The sequence below is a fragment of the Micromonospora sp. NPDC002717 genome (assembly GCF_040295705.1).
Classification (GTDB): domain Bacteria; phylum Actinomycetota; class Actinomycetes; order Mycobacteriales; family Micromonosporaceae; genus Micromonospora.
Genome location: NZ_JBEOVW010000063.1, coordinates 1 through 14442, shown reverse-complemented (window position 1 = coordinate 14442; position 14442 = coordinate 1). Strand labels below are relative to the sequence as shown.

The following is a 14442-nucleotide window of genomic DNA, read 5'->3' as shown; positions in this document are numbered from 1 at the left end:
CCACTACGCCCAGTGGGAACAGCAGGCCGCCGACCTCGTCGCCAAGCACTGGAACAACTGACACAGGTGCATGATGCCGCTGGCCGGTACCCCGCCCGGGGTACCGGCCAGCGGCGTCTTCACGTCCGACCGTCAGTGGGGCGTGGCGGCGTGGACCCGGACGACCACGGCGGTGGCGTTGTCGTCGCCGCCGGCCTCCAGGGTGGCGCCGAGCAGGTCCCGGACCGCCTCCTCCGGTCGTGGCGCCGCCAGCAGCTCGCGGGCCAGGTGGTAGTCGACCTGGTCGCTGACTCCGTCGGTGCAGAGCAGCCACACGTCGCCGGGGCGCAGCGACACGGCGAGCAGGTCCGCCTCCGGCTCGCCCGGGTGCCCCGCGTAGCGGGTCAGCTGGTAGCGGGCGCGGGCGGCGGCGGGGGAGTCGGCCGGGTACCAGCCGTGCAGCACGCCCAGCCAGGCCGCCGTGTGGTCGACGGTCATCAGCTCCAGCAGGCCGTCGCGCAGCCGGTACGCGCGGGAGTCGCCGAGCTGGAGGAGCCAGCCCTGGCCGCCGTCGGGCTCGACGAGCAGGGCGGTCAGGGTGCAGCCGGTCAGCTCCGCCAGGCCCGCGCCGGCGGCGCGTACGGCCGACTGGACGCCGGCCACGGCGGCGCGCAACTGCCGGGGGCCGACGTCGGGCCAGGCGGCCCGGACCTGTGCGACCAGGGTGCCCATCGCCGTGGTGCCGGCCCGGCGGCTACCCTCGCCGGCGCCCATCCCGTCGGCCACCGCCGCGAACGGCAGGGCCGGGTCGACGTGCAGCACGTCGAAGTTGGCCGGATAGCGGTTGCCGACGACGCTGCCGCCGACGGCCTCCACCGTGATCTCGCCGAGCGGATGGCGGCGCGGCTGGGCGGGCGCGGGAACCTCATCGGACACGGGGACCTCGGCATCGGACACGGGGACCTCGGCGGGCCGGCGGGCGAAGGCTGGACACCGGCGGACGGTAGCACCGGGCGAGCCGAACCTGGGTGTCAACGTTGGTTGACAGGATGGCGGATGTCAACGTAAGTTGACGATATGAGTCAGGCAACGGAACTCGCCGCGGCAGCCGGCAGCACCGACCCCCGGGTCGGGCTGCGCGCCGTCCGCGCGCTGCGCCGGCTGCTCGAACGGCTCGAGGTGGTCCAGGTGGACAACGCCCGTCGACAGGGCTGGTCCTGGCAGGAGATCGCCGACGAGCTCGAGGTAAGCCGGCAGGCGGTCCACAAGAAGCACGCCGGGCGACCGGCGGTCGGATCCTCCTGGGAGGCGTGATGTTCGAACGGTTCACCGACCGGGCCCGCACCGTCGTGCGAGTCGCCCGGGACGAGGCCCGGGCCGAGGGCCAACGGCCGGTCGGCACCGAGCACCTGCTGCTGGCCCTCCTCGCCGACGGGGACAGTCTCGCCGCGCGGGTGCTCGCCGAGGCCGGCGTCCGCGCCGACGACCTGCGGGCCCGCGTCCGCCGGCACACCGAGCGGGGTGGCACCGGCCTCGCCGACGCCGACGCCGCCGCCCTGCGGGAGATCGGCATCGACCTGGCCGCGATCGTGGCCCGGATCGAGGAGTCGTTCGGCCCGGACGCGCTGCGCGAGGCGGCGCCGGCGCCGCGCCGCCGCTGGGGCCGCCGACGGTACGCGGGCGGGCCGTTCTCCTCCCGCGCCAAGAAGGTGTTGGAGCTGTCGCTGCGGGAGGCGCTGCGGCTGCGCCACCGCCACATCGGCACCGAGCACATCCTGCTCGGGGTGCTCCGCGAGGGGCGGGGGCTGGGCGCGCTGGTGCTCACCGAGGCCGGGGCCGACCTGGACGACCTGCGCCGGCGGGTGGAGACCGCGCTGCGGGCGGCGGCCTGAGCCTCCGGAGCCGGCGACCCGGGGCGGGATCGTAAACCTGTTTCCGCTGCGCGTAACGTCACCGCGTCGCCGGCTCGCTGCCGCGTCGGATCTGCTGCACACTGGCGCCGTGGATCCTCGACAGGACAGGCGCGCGGCCCCTGACGGTGGCCTGCGCTCCGCCGTGGTGGTCAACCCCGTGAAGGTGGCCGACCTCGACGAACTGCACCGGACGGTCCACGACGCCCTCGCCGCCGCCGGCTGGCCCGAGCCGCTCTGGTTCGAGACCACGGTGGAGGACCCGGGCCGTGGCCAGACCGAAAAGGCGGTCGAGGCCGGCGTGGACGTGGTCTTCGCCTGCGGCGGCGACGGCACCGTGATGTCCTGCGTCAGCGGCCTGGTCGGCACCGACGTCGCGCTCGCCGTGCTCCCGCAGGGCACCGGCAACCTGCTCGCGGCCAACCTGGGCCTCTCCGGGGACCTGGCCGCCGGGCTGGAGGTCGCCGTCGAGCGCGGTCGCCGGCTGCTCGACGTCGGCGCGGTCGAGGACCACTACTTCACCGTGATGGCCGGCATGGGCTTCGACGCCCAGATGCTCGCCGACACCTCCGAGACCACCAAGAAGCGGATCGGCTGGCCGGCGTACGTGGTGGGGGCCGCCAAGCACCTGCGCGACCGACCGATGAAGGTGTCCATCCGCATCGACGACCAGCAGCCGATCCGCCGGCGGGCCCGCTCCGTGCTGATCGCCAACGTCGGGCGCCTCCAGGGCGGGGTGCGCCTGCTCACCGCCGCCGAGCCCGACGACGGCTACCTCGACGTCGCCGTGCTCACCCCGCGTACGCTGCGGCACTGGCTGGCGCTTGGCTGGGCCGTCGTACGCCGGCAGGACCGCGTCCCCCGGATGGAGGTCTTCCGGGGCCGGCGCGTGGAGATCACCAGCAACCGGGCCCAGCCCCGGGAGCTCGACGGCGACCTCATCGAGCCGGGCCGCACCCTGAAGGCCGAGATCCGGCGGCGGGCGCTCTGGCTCTGCGTGCCGCAGCCCGCGCAGGCCCCCGACCTGGCCGAGGACGCGCAGGCGGCCGGAGAGCGGGGCGAGCAGCTCATCGACGAGGCGCACAGTGAGTAGCACCCGGATCGTGCCGGAGACCCGGCTGATGCCCGACGAGGAGCTCAACGCCGACGACGCCTGGCACACGCTGCGCCGGCAGGGCGGCTGGCACCTGCTGCGGGACGCCTTCATCCGGTTCCGCTACGGCGACGGCTTCAGCCACTCCCGCGCGTTCGCGCTGCAACTGTGCCTCGCCGTGGTGCCGTTCATGATCGCGCTGACCGGCCTGATCAGCGAACTCGGCGTGGAGGAGGGCGGCCAGGTCGTCGCCGACACGGTGCTCGCACTCACCCCCGGGGCGAGCGAGCCGGTGGTGGCCGAGCTGCTCGGCGAGGGCGACCGCACCGAACGCGCCGGGGAGCTGGCGCTCAGCCTCGGCCTGATCACCGGCCTGGTCGCGCTGACCAGCACGATGGCGCAGATCGAGCGCGGGGCCAACCGGATCTACGGCGTGGAACGGGACCGCCCGGCGCTGTGGAAGTACGTCCGCGCCGCCGTCCTCGCCCTCACCGCCGGCGTACCGGCGCTGACCGGGTTCCTGATCCTCGTCGGCGGCGGCCCGATGGGCGACTCGGTGCAGCGGCACTACGCCTGGGGCGAACTCGCCAACGGCGTCTGGGACGTGGTGCGGTGGCCGCTCAGTCTCGGGCTGACCGTCCTGGCCGTCGCGGTGCTCTTCCGGCACGCGCCTCGCCGCAACCAGCCCGGCCTGTCCTGGCTCTTCTTCGGCGCCGGGATCGCCACCGTCCTGTGGTGGGTGGCCAGCCTGCTGCTCGCCGCGTACGTGCGGTTCAGCGACGGGTTCGGCCAGACCTACGGCGCGCTGACCGGCATGATGGCGCTGCTGCTGTGGGCGAACCTGACCGGCATGGCGCTCTTCGGCGGGCTCTCCTTCGCCGCCCAGTTGGAGGCGTTGCGGATCGGCGTGCGCGAGCCGGCCCAGCCGGACCTCTGGGAGCCCGAGGCCGAGCGCGACCAGCTCCACGACACCGGCGACATGACCTCCCTGTAGTCCGTTTCGGACACCCTCCGGTGTACGCGGAGCGCCGATCGGGTATTGCGGCACGCCAGGAGCGAGAGGGAGGCTGCCGTGGACGCGGTCAGAGAGGCGTTGCGTCGACCCCTGGGTCACTTCACCGAGCGGACACTCGCCGGCCTGGCGGTCGTGCTCGGCGCCGGGGTCGGCTTCGGGGTGCTCCTCGTCCTGGTCCGGACCCGGTGGACCCCGCTGTACGACGTCGACCACGGCGTGGCCGCCTGGCTCAACGACCTGGTCGCCCCGCACGGGCCGCTGGTGACCGTGCTCAACGCGCTCACCGACCTCGGCGGCCGGGCGGTCATCGTCTGGCTGGTGTCGGTCGCCGTGGTCGGCCTGCTGATCCGCCGGCAGGGTCGGCTCGCGGTGTTCCTGATCGTCACCGGTCTTGGCGCGCTGATCCTCGACCCGGCGCTCAAGACGCTGGTCGACCGGCTGCGCCCCGAGGTGGAGGTGCCGATCGGCAGCTATGCCGGGGACAGCTTCCCCAGCGGGCACGCACTCGGCTCGATGGTCGCGTACGGGGCGCTGCTGCTGGTCTTCCTGCCGGCCATGTCGCGCCGTTGGCGCAGGCCCGCGATCGTCCTGGTCGCCGCCGTCGTGTTCCTGATCGGGCTGACCCGGATCGCGCTGGGCGTGCACTTCGTCTCCGACGTGCTCGGGGCCTGGCTGCTCGGCGCCGCCTGGCTCGGCGTCACCGCGTACGCCTTCCGGCTGTGGCGGTTGGAGCGGGGCCGGCCGGTCCCGGCGCTGGCCGAGGGGCTGGAGCCGGAGGCCGCGCACGAGGTGGCCCCCGCCCCCGACGAGGCACACCTGCTGCCGCACCCCCGGGCGGCCGTGTTCGAGCTGGTCGTCGGCTGGGTGCTGGTCCTCGGCGCGCTCTACGGCTTCGGCATGTTCGTCAGCTACCACGCCGGCGGCACCCTCTTCGCCACCCTCGACACCGACGTGCCGAGGTGGTTCGCGGAGCACCGCACCCCCGACCGGGACGACCTCAGCCACTGGTGGAGCAAGGCCGGCGACACGCACGCCATCCTGCTCATCTCGCTGGTCTTCTGCCCGCTCGTGCTGGCCGTGTGGCGGCGCTGGCGGCCGGTGCTGTTCGTCGCCCTGACCATGTTCGGCGAGCTGAGCCTCTTCCTCGCCTCCGCCGCCGCGGTCGACCGGCCGCGCCCGCCGGTGGGCAACCTCGACGGCCCGATGCCGACCTCCTCGTTCCCGTCCGGCCACATCGCCGCCACGCTCTGCGTCTGGGTCGCCGTCGCGATCATCGTCGTCCCGCGTACGGACCGGTGGTGGCGGTGGATCTTCGTGGCGCTGGCGGTGGTGATGCCGGCCGGCGTGGCGATCTCCCGCATGTACCGGGGGATGCACCACCCCACCGACGTCATGGGCGCGATCATCCTCACCACCCTCTGGATCGGGCTGCTCTACTGGGTCGTCCGCCCCAACGAGGACCTGCGCGAGGGCAACCGGCCCAGCATCGAGTCCGAGGACGTGCACACCCTCGACGACGAGCTGGCCAAGGCCGCCCGGGTGGACTGACGGCACCGATGCTGCGGGTGATGAGCTGGAACATCCGGACCGGCGGCCGGGACCGGGGCGGCGCCGACCGCCGGGACCGGCTGGCGCGGGTCGTCGTCGCGCAGCGGCCGGACGTGCTGGCCCTGCAGGAACTGTGGGGCTTCGACTCGGGCGACGTGCTCGGCGACTTCGCGGGCCGGGTGGGGATGCGCCCCCACCTCGCCCGCTCCTGCTTCGGCCAGCCGGTGGCGGTGCTGCTCCGGCCGCCGCTGCGCGCCCTCGCCGCCGCCCGGGTGCACCGGCCGTTCCACCACGCCGCGCAGCGGGTCACCGTGGCGACCGACGCCGGCCCGCTGACCGTGCTGAGCGTCCACCTCGATCCCTACTCGGGGCTGCGCCGGCGCGTCGAGGCGGGCTGGGCCGCCGCCGCGCTGCGCCGCGCGCCGGGGAAGCTGGGGCTGCTGGCCGGGGACCTGAACACCCTCGACCCCGTCGCCGACCACACCGACCGGATCGCCCGGCTCCCCGCCGCGTACCGCCGCCGTCACCTGCGTCGGGACGGGCGGACGGTGGACACCCGGGCGGTGGCCCGACTGCTCGCCGTCGGCCTGGTCGACCTGTACGCGGCGGCCGGCACGCCCGACGCCGGGCTGACCGCGCCGACGCGGCACGGCGGCGGCGCGGAGTTCTCCGGCATGCGGCTGGACTATCTGTTCGGCACCCCGGCGCTGGCCGCCGGGGTGCGGGACTGCCGGGTGGTCCGGGGCGGCGACACCGAGTACGCCTCCGACCACTACCCGCTCGTCGCGGACCTGGCCCTCGACCCGGCCTGAGCCCACCCGGTCGGTCACCTGGTCACCCGGCTGCCCGTCGGTCACCCGGCTGCCCCCGTCGGCCACCCGGCAGCCCCGTCGGTCGCCTCGACGCGCCCGCCGCCGGGTGCTTGCCGGGGCTGGTTACCGTGTGCCGGTGATCGACTCGCCGGGCCCGGCTCCGCGTGCCACCGGAACATCCGCCACTTCTGAGGCCGCGCCGCTGGTCGTGGCCGTCGCCCGGGGGATCGCGCTGGTCGTGGTGGTGCCCGTGCGGCTGGTCTGGGAGCTGGTCGCCGCCGTCTGCGGGTGGCTGCACCGCTGGCTGCTCGCGCCGGTCGGCCGGTTCCTGGACCACTGGCTGCTGCGCCCGGTCGGCTGGCTGCTGCGTCACCTGCTGTGGCTGCCGCTGGGCTGGCTCGCCCGCGGCATCGCCTGGCTGGCCCGGACGCTGGTGTGGGTGCCGCTGGTGTGGCTCGCCCGCGGGCTGGCCTGGCTGGCCCGGACGGTGGTGTGGGTGCCGTTGACCTGGCTGGCGTACCACCTGGTCTGGCTGCCGTTGAGCTGGTTTGCCCGGCTCCTCGCCCCGCTCGGGCGCCTGCTGGCGGCCGGGCTCGCCGCGCTGGGCCGGTGGCTGCTGGCCACCGGCCGGGTGCTGCTCGACGCGGCGGCGTGGGCGTGGCGGATGACCGGCCGGCTGCTGTGGTGGTGCTACGCGCTCACCCTGCGGCCGTTCGTGCTCGCGGCGGGCTGGCTGTGGCGGCACGCCGTGCGCCCGGTGGGCCGGGCGGTCGCCGCCGCGTGGCGGGCGACGGTGTCGCCGGTCGCCCGTTGGCTGCGCGGCAGCGTCGTCGACCCGGTCCGCCAGGCGACCCGCGAGGTGCTGGCCGCCCTCGGCCTGCGCCGCTGACCAGGGGCGGGCGAACGACGGTTAGAAGACCAGGTTGAGGAGGACGGTCAGGACGATCGAGGCGACGATCGAGAAGAGGATCATCAGGAGGCAGCCGAGGCCACCGCCGGCGGGGCGGATCTCCGTGTTGCCGATGCGCATGTGATCACCTGTTCGTCAGGGACGGGGCGAGCAGGGCCCGGATCGCGTCGGCGACCTGCGCCGGCGCGGTGGTCGCGACGTTGTGCGCGGCGCCCGGCACGGTGAGCGTGTGGGCGTGCGGCACCAGCCGGCCCACCTGCGACCGCCAGGACGCCGGCACCACCGGGTCCCGGGAGCCGGCGACCACCAGGGTCGGCGCGGTGATCCGGACCAGGTCCGCCTCGACGCCGTTGCGTACCGAGTGCGCCAGCGTCGCGTGGACGCGCCAGGGGCGGGCGTCCACGACGTCCCGGAGCAGGATCGGCGCCTGTAACGGCGCCTCCCGCAGGGCGTCCACCAACCACCGCCCGAGCTGTCCCCGCCGGGACCGGGCGGCCGGGTCGCCGGTCGGCCCGGCGAGCACCACGGCCCGGACCGCGTCGGGCTGGCGGGCGGCCAGCGCCGCGACGACCTCCGCGCCGAACGAGTGCCCCAGCAGGCAGACCGGCGGCATCCGGTACGCGGCCAGCCAGGCGGCCAGGTGGTTGGCGTGCCGGGCCACGTCGTACGCCGTGTCGGGGCGCTCGGTGAGCCCGAAGCCGGGCAGGTCCGGCGCGTACACGGGGTGGGTGTCGGCCAGCGCCAGGGCGAGTGGGGTCAGGTAGCGGTGGGACACCGCCAGCCCGTGCACCAGCACGACGGGTGTGGCGCCGGTGCCCGGGCCGGCCGTGCGGCGGGTGTGCGTACGGATCCCGTCGACCAGCCGCCACTCGCTGGTCAGGCCGGCGGCCGGGCGCGGCGCGGCCAGCGCGAGGCGCAGCTCGGCCGGTCCGAACCGGCCGGGCGGGGTCAACCGGGGCCGCCGGGTCGGCGAGATTCTCACAGCTCGCGCAGCCTCGGCAGCAACTGCTCCTGCGCCCAGTCCAGGAACATGGGTTGCGTCTCGCCGCCCACCTGCACGATCGCCACGTGGGTGAAGCCCGCGTCGACGAACTTCTTGAACGCCTCGACGTGCCGGTCCACGTCGGGCCCGCAGGAGATCCCCGCGGCCACGTCCTCCTCGCGGACGAACTGGGTGGCGGCGGCGAACGACTCCGGCCCGGGCAGGTCCGCGTTGACCTTCCAGCCCATCCCGAACCAGCGGAACTGGTCGTGCACGATCTTGCGGCACTCCGCCTCGTCCGGGCCGTAGCAGATGGCCACCTGCCCGTAGCGGGGCCGCCCGACGCCGCCGGCGTCCTCGTACATCTCGATGATGTGCGGGTCGGGCTCGGTGGCGACGATGCCGTTGCCGTACTCGGCGGCGAGGGTGGCCGACTGCCGGCCCGAGGCGGCGATCGCCATCGGCACCGGGCGGTCCGGCCGGTCCCACACGTAGGCGTCGGGCACGTCGTAGTGGTTGCCGGAGAAGGTCAACGTCTCCCCGTTGAGCAGGGGCCGGATGATCTGGAGCGCCTCCTCGAACATCTCGTGCCGCTGCTGCACGTGTGGCCAGCCGCCGACCACGTGCTCGTTGAGGTTCTCGCCCGCGCCGAGGCCGAGGGTGAACCGGCCGTCCGAGAGCACCCCGACGGTGCTGGCCTTCTGCGCCACGACCGCCGGATGGTAGCGGCGGATCGGGCAGGTCACGAAGGACATCAGCTCCGCCCGGCTGGTGGCGTGCGCGACCGCGCCGAGCACGGACCAGGCGTACGGGGAGTGGCCCTGCGAGTCCAGCCACGGGTAGTAGTGGTCGGAGATGACGAGCTGCTCGAAGCCGGCCGCCTCCGCCCGCACCGCGTAGTCGACCAGCTGCTTGGGGCCGGCCTGCTCGCACAACAGGGTGTAGCCGACGGTGACCATGGCGTTCTCCTTCCGAGCCGTCTTCCCGCCCGGCTCGGCGGCCGGACCCGGGCGGATCATCCACGGATACCCCCGGCGGCGCCGGTCAACCCTCGCGGCCGGCGGCGAGGCGGGCGGCGCGCATGGTCAGGTAGCGATGCTCGGGCAGGCTCGTGGTCAGGGTGGCCGCAGCCCGGTACGCGGCCACCGCGCCCTCCCGGTCGCCGGCCATCTCGCGCAGGTGCCCGCGGGCGGCGGGCAGCCGGTGGTGCCCGGCGAGCCGGGGGTCGGCGTCCAGCGCGTCGAGGGCCGCCAGGCCCGCCGCCGGGCCGTGCACCATGGCGGTCGCCACCGCGTGGTTGAGGGCGACGACCGGGTTGCCGGAGAAGCGTTCCAGCACCTCGTAGAGGGCGAGGATCTGCGGCCAGTCGGTCTCCCCGGTGCTGGGCGCCTCGTCGTGCAACGCGGCGATGGCCGCCTGGATCTGGTACGGCCCGACCGGCCCGCGGGGCAGCGCCCGGGTCACCAGCGCGACCCCCTCGGCGATCGCCGCCGCGTCCCACCGGCTGCGGTCCTGGTCGGCCAGGGAGACCAGCTCGCCGGACGGGCCGGTCCGCGCGGCGGCGCGGGCGTCGGTGAGCAGCATCAGCGCGAGCAGGCCGGCCACCTCGCTGTCGTCGGGCAGGAGCGCGTGCAGCGCCCGGGTCAGCCGGATCGCCTCCTCGGACAGGTCCACCCGGCGCAGGTCGGCGCCCAGGCTGGCGGTGTGCCCCTCGGTGAAGATCAGGTAGAGCACGTGCCGCACCGCGGCCAGCCGGGCCTCCCGATCGGCCGGCTCGGGCATCCGGAACGGGATGCCGGAGCCGCGGATTTGCTGCTTGGCGCGGCTGATCCGCTGCGCCATGGTGGCCTCGGGCACGAGGAAGGCGCGGGCGATCTCGGCCGTGCTGAGCCCGCCGACCGCGCGTAGGGTCAGCGCGATCGCCGAGGCCGGCGAAAGCGCCGGATGGCAGCAGAGGAAGAGCAGGGTCAGCGTGTCGTCCCGGTCGGCGGTCAACTCCTCGTCCGGCGGCGGCGCGGCGCGCCGGTCGTCCGGCTCGCGGCGGGCGACGAGGTCCTCGCGCCGCCGCCGGGCCGTCTCGCCGCGGACCAGTTCGACCATCCGGCGGTACGCGACCTGGATCAGCCAGCCCCGGGGGTTGTCCGGCGTCCCCTCGACCGGCCACTGGGTCGCCGCCGCCAGCAGCGCCTCCTGCACGGCGTCCTCGGCGGTGGCGAAGTCGCCGAAGCGGCGGCTGAGCACGCCGAGGACCTGCGGCGCCAGCTCGCGCAGCAGGTCCTCGACGGATGGGTCGGCGGCGTCCAGTCGTCACATCTCCACTGGCGGGGCCGACATGACCGGGCGCACCTCGATCGGCATGTTCAGCGGCCGGCCGCCGGGGCCGGGCGCGGTGGAGATGTGCGCGGCCAGCGCGACGGCCCGCTCGGGGCTGTCGCAGTCCACGATCCAGAAGCCGGCGAGGAACTCCTTGGTCTCGGCGAACGGCCCCTCGGTGACCACGGGCGCGCCGTCGGAGCCCGCCCGGACGATCTTCGCCTGGTCGGGCGCGGCGAGCCCCTGACCGTCGACCAGTTCGCCGTCGGCGACCAGCTTGGCGTTGACCTCGGCCATGAACCCGATGTGCGCCCGGATCTCCTCCGGTGCCCAGGTGTCGATCGAGGGAAAGTCCGTGCCCGCGGCGCTGAACTGCATGAGCAACATGTACTTCACGTGCGGCTCCTCACGACTGCGCACCATCATCGGTGCTCTCACCCACAGGTAGAAGCCGGCACACCGGTCCTCGACATCCTGGCCGAAGAAATTCCGAGAAATTTCGGCGCCGTCCGCCGTCCGTTACCCGGTGGTGGCGGTGAGTTCCAGCAGGAGCGTCTGCTCGGGGTGCAGGGCCGGCATCTGGAGCCCGACCGTGGCCAGCACCGCGCCGCCGAGCGTCACGCCGCCGTCGGCCAGCCAGCCCGGCGCGGCCAACTGGAGGGTCGCGGGCTCCGGCACGCCCGCGACGGGGCGCACCGCGTACCGCCACCGGGGGGCGAGACCGGGGAGCCGGACCGGCCCGGGGACCTGGGCCACCGAGGTGGCCAGCCGGGCCACGGCGTACACCGCGTGGGATCCGTCGTGGGCGACCACGCCGTGCGCCCAGACGGCCGGGTCCGGGTGGTCGACCCGGACCACCCGCCCGGCGTGCAGCAGCGGGCGCAGCCGCTTGTGCAGCGCGACCCAGGCGGCCAGCTCGCGGCGCTCGTCGGCGCCGATCGACCCGATGTCCCAATCGATCCCGTGGTGGCCGAAGAGCGCGGTCGCCGCCCGGAAGCCCAGGTCGTGCACGCGGTGGGTGGTGTGTGAGCGCTCCGGGCCGATGTGGGTGCCGACCAGCTCGGGCGGGAGCAGCAGCCCGGTCCAGCGCTGGATGGCCAGCCGCTCCAGGGCGTCGTTGCAGTCGCTGGCCCAGACCCGGTCGGTGCGCCGCAGGATCTCCAGGTCCACCCGGGCGCCGCCGGACGCGCAGCTCTCGATCTCCACGCCCGGGTGGCGGCGGCGCAGCTCGTCGAGGAGCCGGTAGACGGCGAGGGTCTGCTCGTGCACCCCGGGCCGGCCGTGGTGGCCCGCCTCGGTCAGGTCCCGGTTGTGGTCCCACTTGAGGTACTCGATGCCGGGGTGCGCGGTGAGCAGCGCGTCGAGGCGTTCCAGCAGGTACGCGTACGCCTCCGGGTGGGCCACGTCGAGCGTCTGCTGGTGCCGCCACTGCGGCGGCAGCCGGCCGGGCGTCGACAGCACCCACTCCGGGTGCGCGCGGAACAGGTCCGAGTCGGCGTTGACCATCTCCGGTTCGACCCAGAGCCCGAACTGCATTCCGTGCCCGCGCACGTGGTCGAGCAGCGGGTGCAGCCCGTCCGGCCAGACCGCGTCGTCCACGAACCAGTCGCCCAGACCGGCGCGGTCGTGGCGACGCCCCCGGAACCACCCGTCGTCGAGCACGAAGCGTTCCACCCCGACCTCGGCGGCGCGGTCGGCGAGGGCGCGGAGCCGGTCCAGGTCGTGGTCGAAGTAGACCGCCTCCCAGACGTTGAGGGTGACCGGGCGCGGCGTCGCGGGGTGCTGCGGCCGGGCGCGCAGGTGGGTGTGCAGCACGTCGCTGAGCCCGTCCAGCCCGGCGTCGGAGAAGACCGCGTGCAGCACTGGGGTGGCGTACTCGGCGCCGGGGCCGAGCACCACCTCGCCGGGGGCGAGCAGCTCGCCGCCGCCGAGCGTGGACTCGCCCGTGGGCCGGCGTTCCGCGAAGGTCACGTGGTCGCCGCTCCACGCGGTGTGCACCGCCCACACCTCGCCGTGGCCGAAGCCGAACCCGGCCGTGCCGGCGACCAGCAGCAGGGTCGCGTCGTGCCCGGTCCGGCCGTGCCGGCCCTCGCGCACCCAGGCGCCCGTCGGCCACGGGTGCCGCTGCGGGGACCGTTCCCGGCACCACCGGCCCGTCAGGTCGAGCAGCTCGGTGGCGACCGCCGGCACCGGCAGCACCGGCGTCAGCTCCCGCAGCTCGTACGCCGCCGCGCCGTCGTTGCGCAGCCGGTGTCGCAGCATCACCAGCCCGGTCGGGTCCAGTGCGATCTCGACGGTCAGGGACAGCCCGGCGCCGGCGTCGACGGCCCGGACGGTGACCCGGGCGGGCCCCGTGCCGGTGTCGGCGACGTCGAGGCCGTCGAGCCGGAAGGCGGTGGACCAGCCGGCGCGGTCGCGGTGCCCGGCCAGTGCCGGCCGGCCACTCCAGCCGGCGGACGCCTCGGGCAGCAGGGACAGCACGGTCGGCGCGTCGAAGCTGCTCGGCACGACCGGCGCGACGGTGGCGTCGACCAGGGCGGGCAGGTCGTCGGGCGGGACCGGGCCGAGGTCGGCGCCCCAGTGCACCACCCGGGGCAGTGCCGGGCCGCGCGCGTCGAGCACCAGGCTGGTCTTCGCGCGGCGTAGGTGAACGATCCTCATCCCGAGGATGCTCCCAGGGCGGTCCGGGCCGGCATGTGCCCTCACAGGCACTTCACAGCGGTGCCGGATAGGGTCCGAGCAGTCAACGACCCGCTCCAGGGTGGAGCGCGGCGTGATCCCGCGGGAGTTCCGATGGTCTTCAAGAAGATGCTGAGCGCGTTCGGTGTGGGTGGGCCGAGCGTCGACACCGTCCTGACCAACCCGAACACCCGACCCGGCCTGACCCTGGAGGGCCAGGTGAACCTGGTCGGCGGCGACGCCCCGGCCAACGTCGAGCAGGTCGTCGTCAGCCTGGTCACCCGGGTCGAGATCGAGGGCGGCGACACCGAGTACGCCGGCATCATGGAGTTCCACCGGCTGCCGGTCAGCGGCGCGTTCCAGCTCGCCCCGAAGCAGCAGCTCTCCCTGCCGTTCCAGCTCCCGGTGCCGTGGGAGACCCCGATCACCGACGTGTACGGCCAGCGGCTGCGCGGCATGACGATGGGGCTGCGTACCGAGCTGGCGATCGCCCGGGCGGTGGACAAGGGCGACCTGGACCAGGTCAACGTGCACCCGCTGCCGGTGCACGAGCGGATCCTGGAGGCGTTCCAGCAACTCGGGTTCCGCTTCAAGCACGCCGACCTGGAACGCGGCCACATCCGGGGCACGCAGCAGACGCTGCCGTTCTACCAGGAGATCGAGTTCTTCGCCTCGCCCCAGTACGCGTCGACCATCAACGAGGTCGAGCTGACCTTCGTCACCAGCCCGCACGGCGTCGAGGTGATCCTGGAGTGCGACAAGCGCGGCGGGTTCCTCACCGCCGGGCACGACGCCTTCGGCCACTACCGGGTCTCGTACGCGGACGCCGACCGGACGGACTGGGTCCAGGTCGTCGACGGCTGGCTGCGGGAGACCACCTCGCGCTACGGCAGCCTGCGCGCGCAGGGCTTCGGCGGCCACGGCCACGGGCACGGCCGGGGCCCCGGCATGGGCGGCGTGGTCGCGGGCGCCGCGCTCGGCCTTGTCGGCGGCATGGTCGCCGGCGAGATGATCGAGGACGCGATCGAGGGCGACTTCGCCGAGGACTTCGGCGGCTTCGAGGAGTAGGACCGGACCACACACGGCGGTGGCCTCCGGGGCGTACGCCCCGGAGGTGCTCGACCTGATCGGTCAGGTGCCGACCTCGCCGCTGTTCCGGCACCGCAGGGCCTGGCCGCTGGAGCTGTGGTGGCTGGTGCTG

General features: G+C 74.7%; 14 protein-coding genes. 8 read left to right on the top strand and 6 right to left on the bottom strand.

What is annotated here, in order from left to right; translation table 11 throughout:
• Positions 1-132: 132 nt before the first annotated feature.
• Complete coding sequence (locus tag ABT006_RS34450) at positions 133-915, bottom strand: PP2C family protein-serine/threonine phosphatase (RefSeq protein WP_350712657.1); 783 nt, start codon at positions 913-915, stop codon at positions 133-135.
• Positions 916-1056: 141 nt separating this feature from the next.
• On the opposite strand from ABT006_RS34450, the gene ABT006_RS34445 reads away from it, so the two are divergent.
• The 7 genes from ABT006_RS34445 (at position 1057) to ABT006_RS34415 (ending at position 7246) form a co-directional block, all read left to right on the top strand.
• Entirely contained in the window at positions 1057-1293 is a 237-nt protein-coding gene (locus ABT006_RS34445) for an HTH domain-containing protein (protein ID WP_089001290.1), read from the top strand.
• Complete coding sequence (locus tag ABT006_RS34440) at positions 1293-1871, top strand: Clp protease N-terminal domain-containing protein (RefSeq protein WP_350712656.1); 579 nt, start codon at positions 1293-1295, stop codon at positions 1869-1871. The genes ABT006_RS34445 and ABT006_RS34440 overlap by 1 nt, the downstream gene beginning before the upstream one ends.
• Positions 1872-1980: 109 nt before the next feature.
• Positions 1981-2982, top strand: a complete 1002-nt coding sequence (locus ABT006_RS34435; protein ID WP_350712655.1) for a diacylglycerol/lipid kinase family protein — start codon at positions 1981-1983, stop codon at positions 2980-2982.
• Positions 2975-3976 (top strand): YihY/virulence factor BrkB family protein, encoded by a 1002-nt coding sequence (locus tag ABT006_RS34430; RefSeq protein WP_350712654.1) that lies wholly within the window; start codon positions 2975-2977, stop codon positions 3974-3976. Before ABT006_RS34435 ends, ABT006_RS34430 begins: the two co-directional genes overlap by 8 nt.
• A 78-nt stretch (positions 3977-4054) precedes the next feature.
• Positions 4055-5545, top strand: coding sequence for a phosphatase PAP2 family protein (locus tag ABT006_RS34425; protein WP_350712653.1), 1491 nt, complete (start codon positions 4055-4057; stop codon positions 5543-5545).
• 8 nt (positions 5546-5553) lie between these two features.
• A complete protein-coding gene (locus ABT006_RS34420) occupies positions 5554-6357 on the top strand; it encodes an endonuclease/exonuclease/phosphatase family protein (RefSeq protein ID WP_350712652.1) in 804 nt (267 codons plus the stop codon).
• Between the two features lie 136 nt (positions 6358-6493).
• Positions 6494-7246, top strand: a complete 753-nt coding sequence (locus tag ABT006_RS34415; protein WP_350712651.1) for a hypothetical protein — start codon at positions 6494-6496, stop codon at positions 7244-7246.
• A gap of 145 nt (positions 7247-7391) precedes the next feature.
• Here the strand turns inward: ABT006_RS34415 and ABT006_RS34410 are convergent, their stop codons facing one another.
• The 5 genes from ABT006_RS34410 to ABT006_RS34390 all read right to left on the bottom strand — a co-directional run bounded on the left by ABT006_RS34410 (position 7392) and on the right by ABT006_RS34390 (position 13223).
• Positions 7392-8249, bottom strand: coding sequence for an alpha/beta fold hydrolase (locus ABT006_RS34410; RefSeq protein ID WP_350712650.1), 858 nt, complete (start codon positions 8247-8249; stop codon positions 7392-7394).
• Complete coding sequence (locus ABT006_RS34405; protein WP_350712660.1) at positions 8246-9208, bottom strand: TIGR03557 family F420-dependent LLM class oxidoreductase; 963 nt, start codon at positions 9206-9208, stop codon at positions 8246-8248. Before ABT006_RS34405 ends, ABT006_RS34410 begins: the two co-directional genes overlap by 4 nt.
• An 85-nt stretch (positions 9209-9293) precedes the next feature.
• Positions 9294-10490 carry an RNA polymerase sigma factor gene (locus ABT006_RS34400; protein WP_502891060.1) on the bottom strand — a complete coding sequence of 399 codons (1197 nt, stop codon included), beginning with the start codon at positions 10488-10490 and terminating at the stop codon, positions 9294-9296.
• A gap of 66 nt (positions 10491-10556) precedes the next feature.
• Positions 10557-10949 carry a YciI family protein gene (locus tag ABT006_RS34395; RefSeq protein ID WP_350712658.1) on the bottom strand — a complete coding sequence of 131 codons (393 nt, stop codon included), beginning with the start codon at positions 10947-10949 and terminating at the stop codon, positions 10557-10559.
• Between the two features lie 132 nt (positions 10950-11081).
• Positions 11082-13223: an alpha-galactosidase gene (locus ABT006_RS34390; RefSeq protein WP_350712649.1), complete on the bottom strand. Its 2142-nt coding sequence runs from the start codon at positions 13221-13223 to the stop codon at positions 11082-11084.
• A 132-nt stretch (positions 13224-13355) separates the two neighbouring features.
• On the opposite strand from ABT006_RS34390, the gene ABT006_RS34385 reads away from it, so the two are divergent.
• A complete protein-coding gene (locus ABT006_RS34385) occupies positions 13356-14309 on the top strand; it encodes a sporulation protein (protein ID WP_350712648.1) in 954 nt (317 codons plus the stop codon).
• Positions 14310-14442 lie beyond the last annotated feature (133 nt).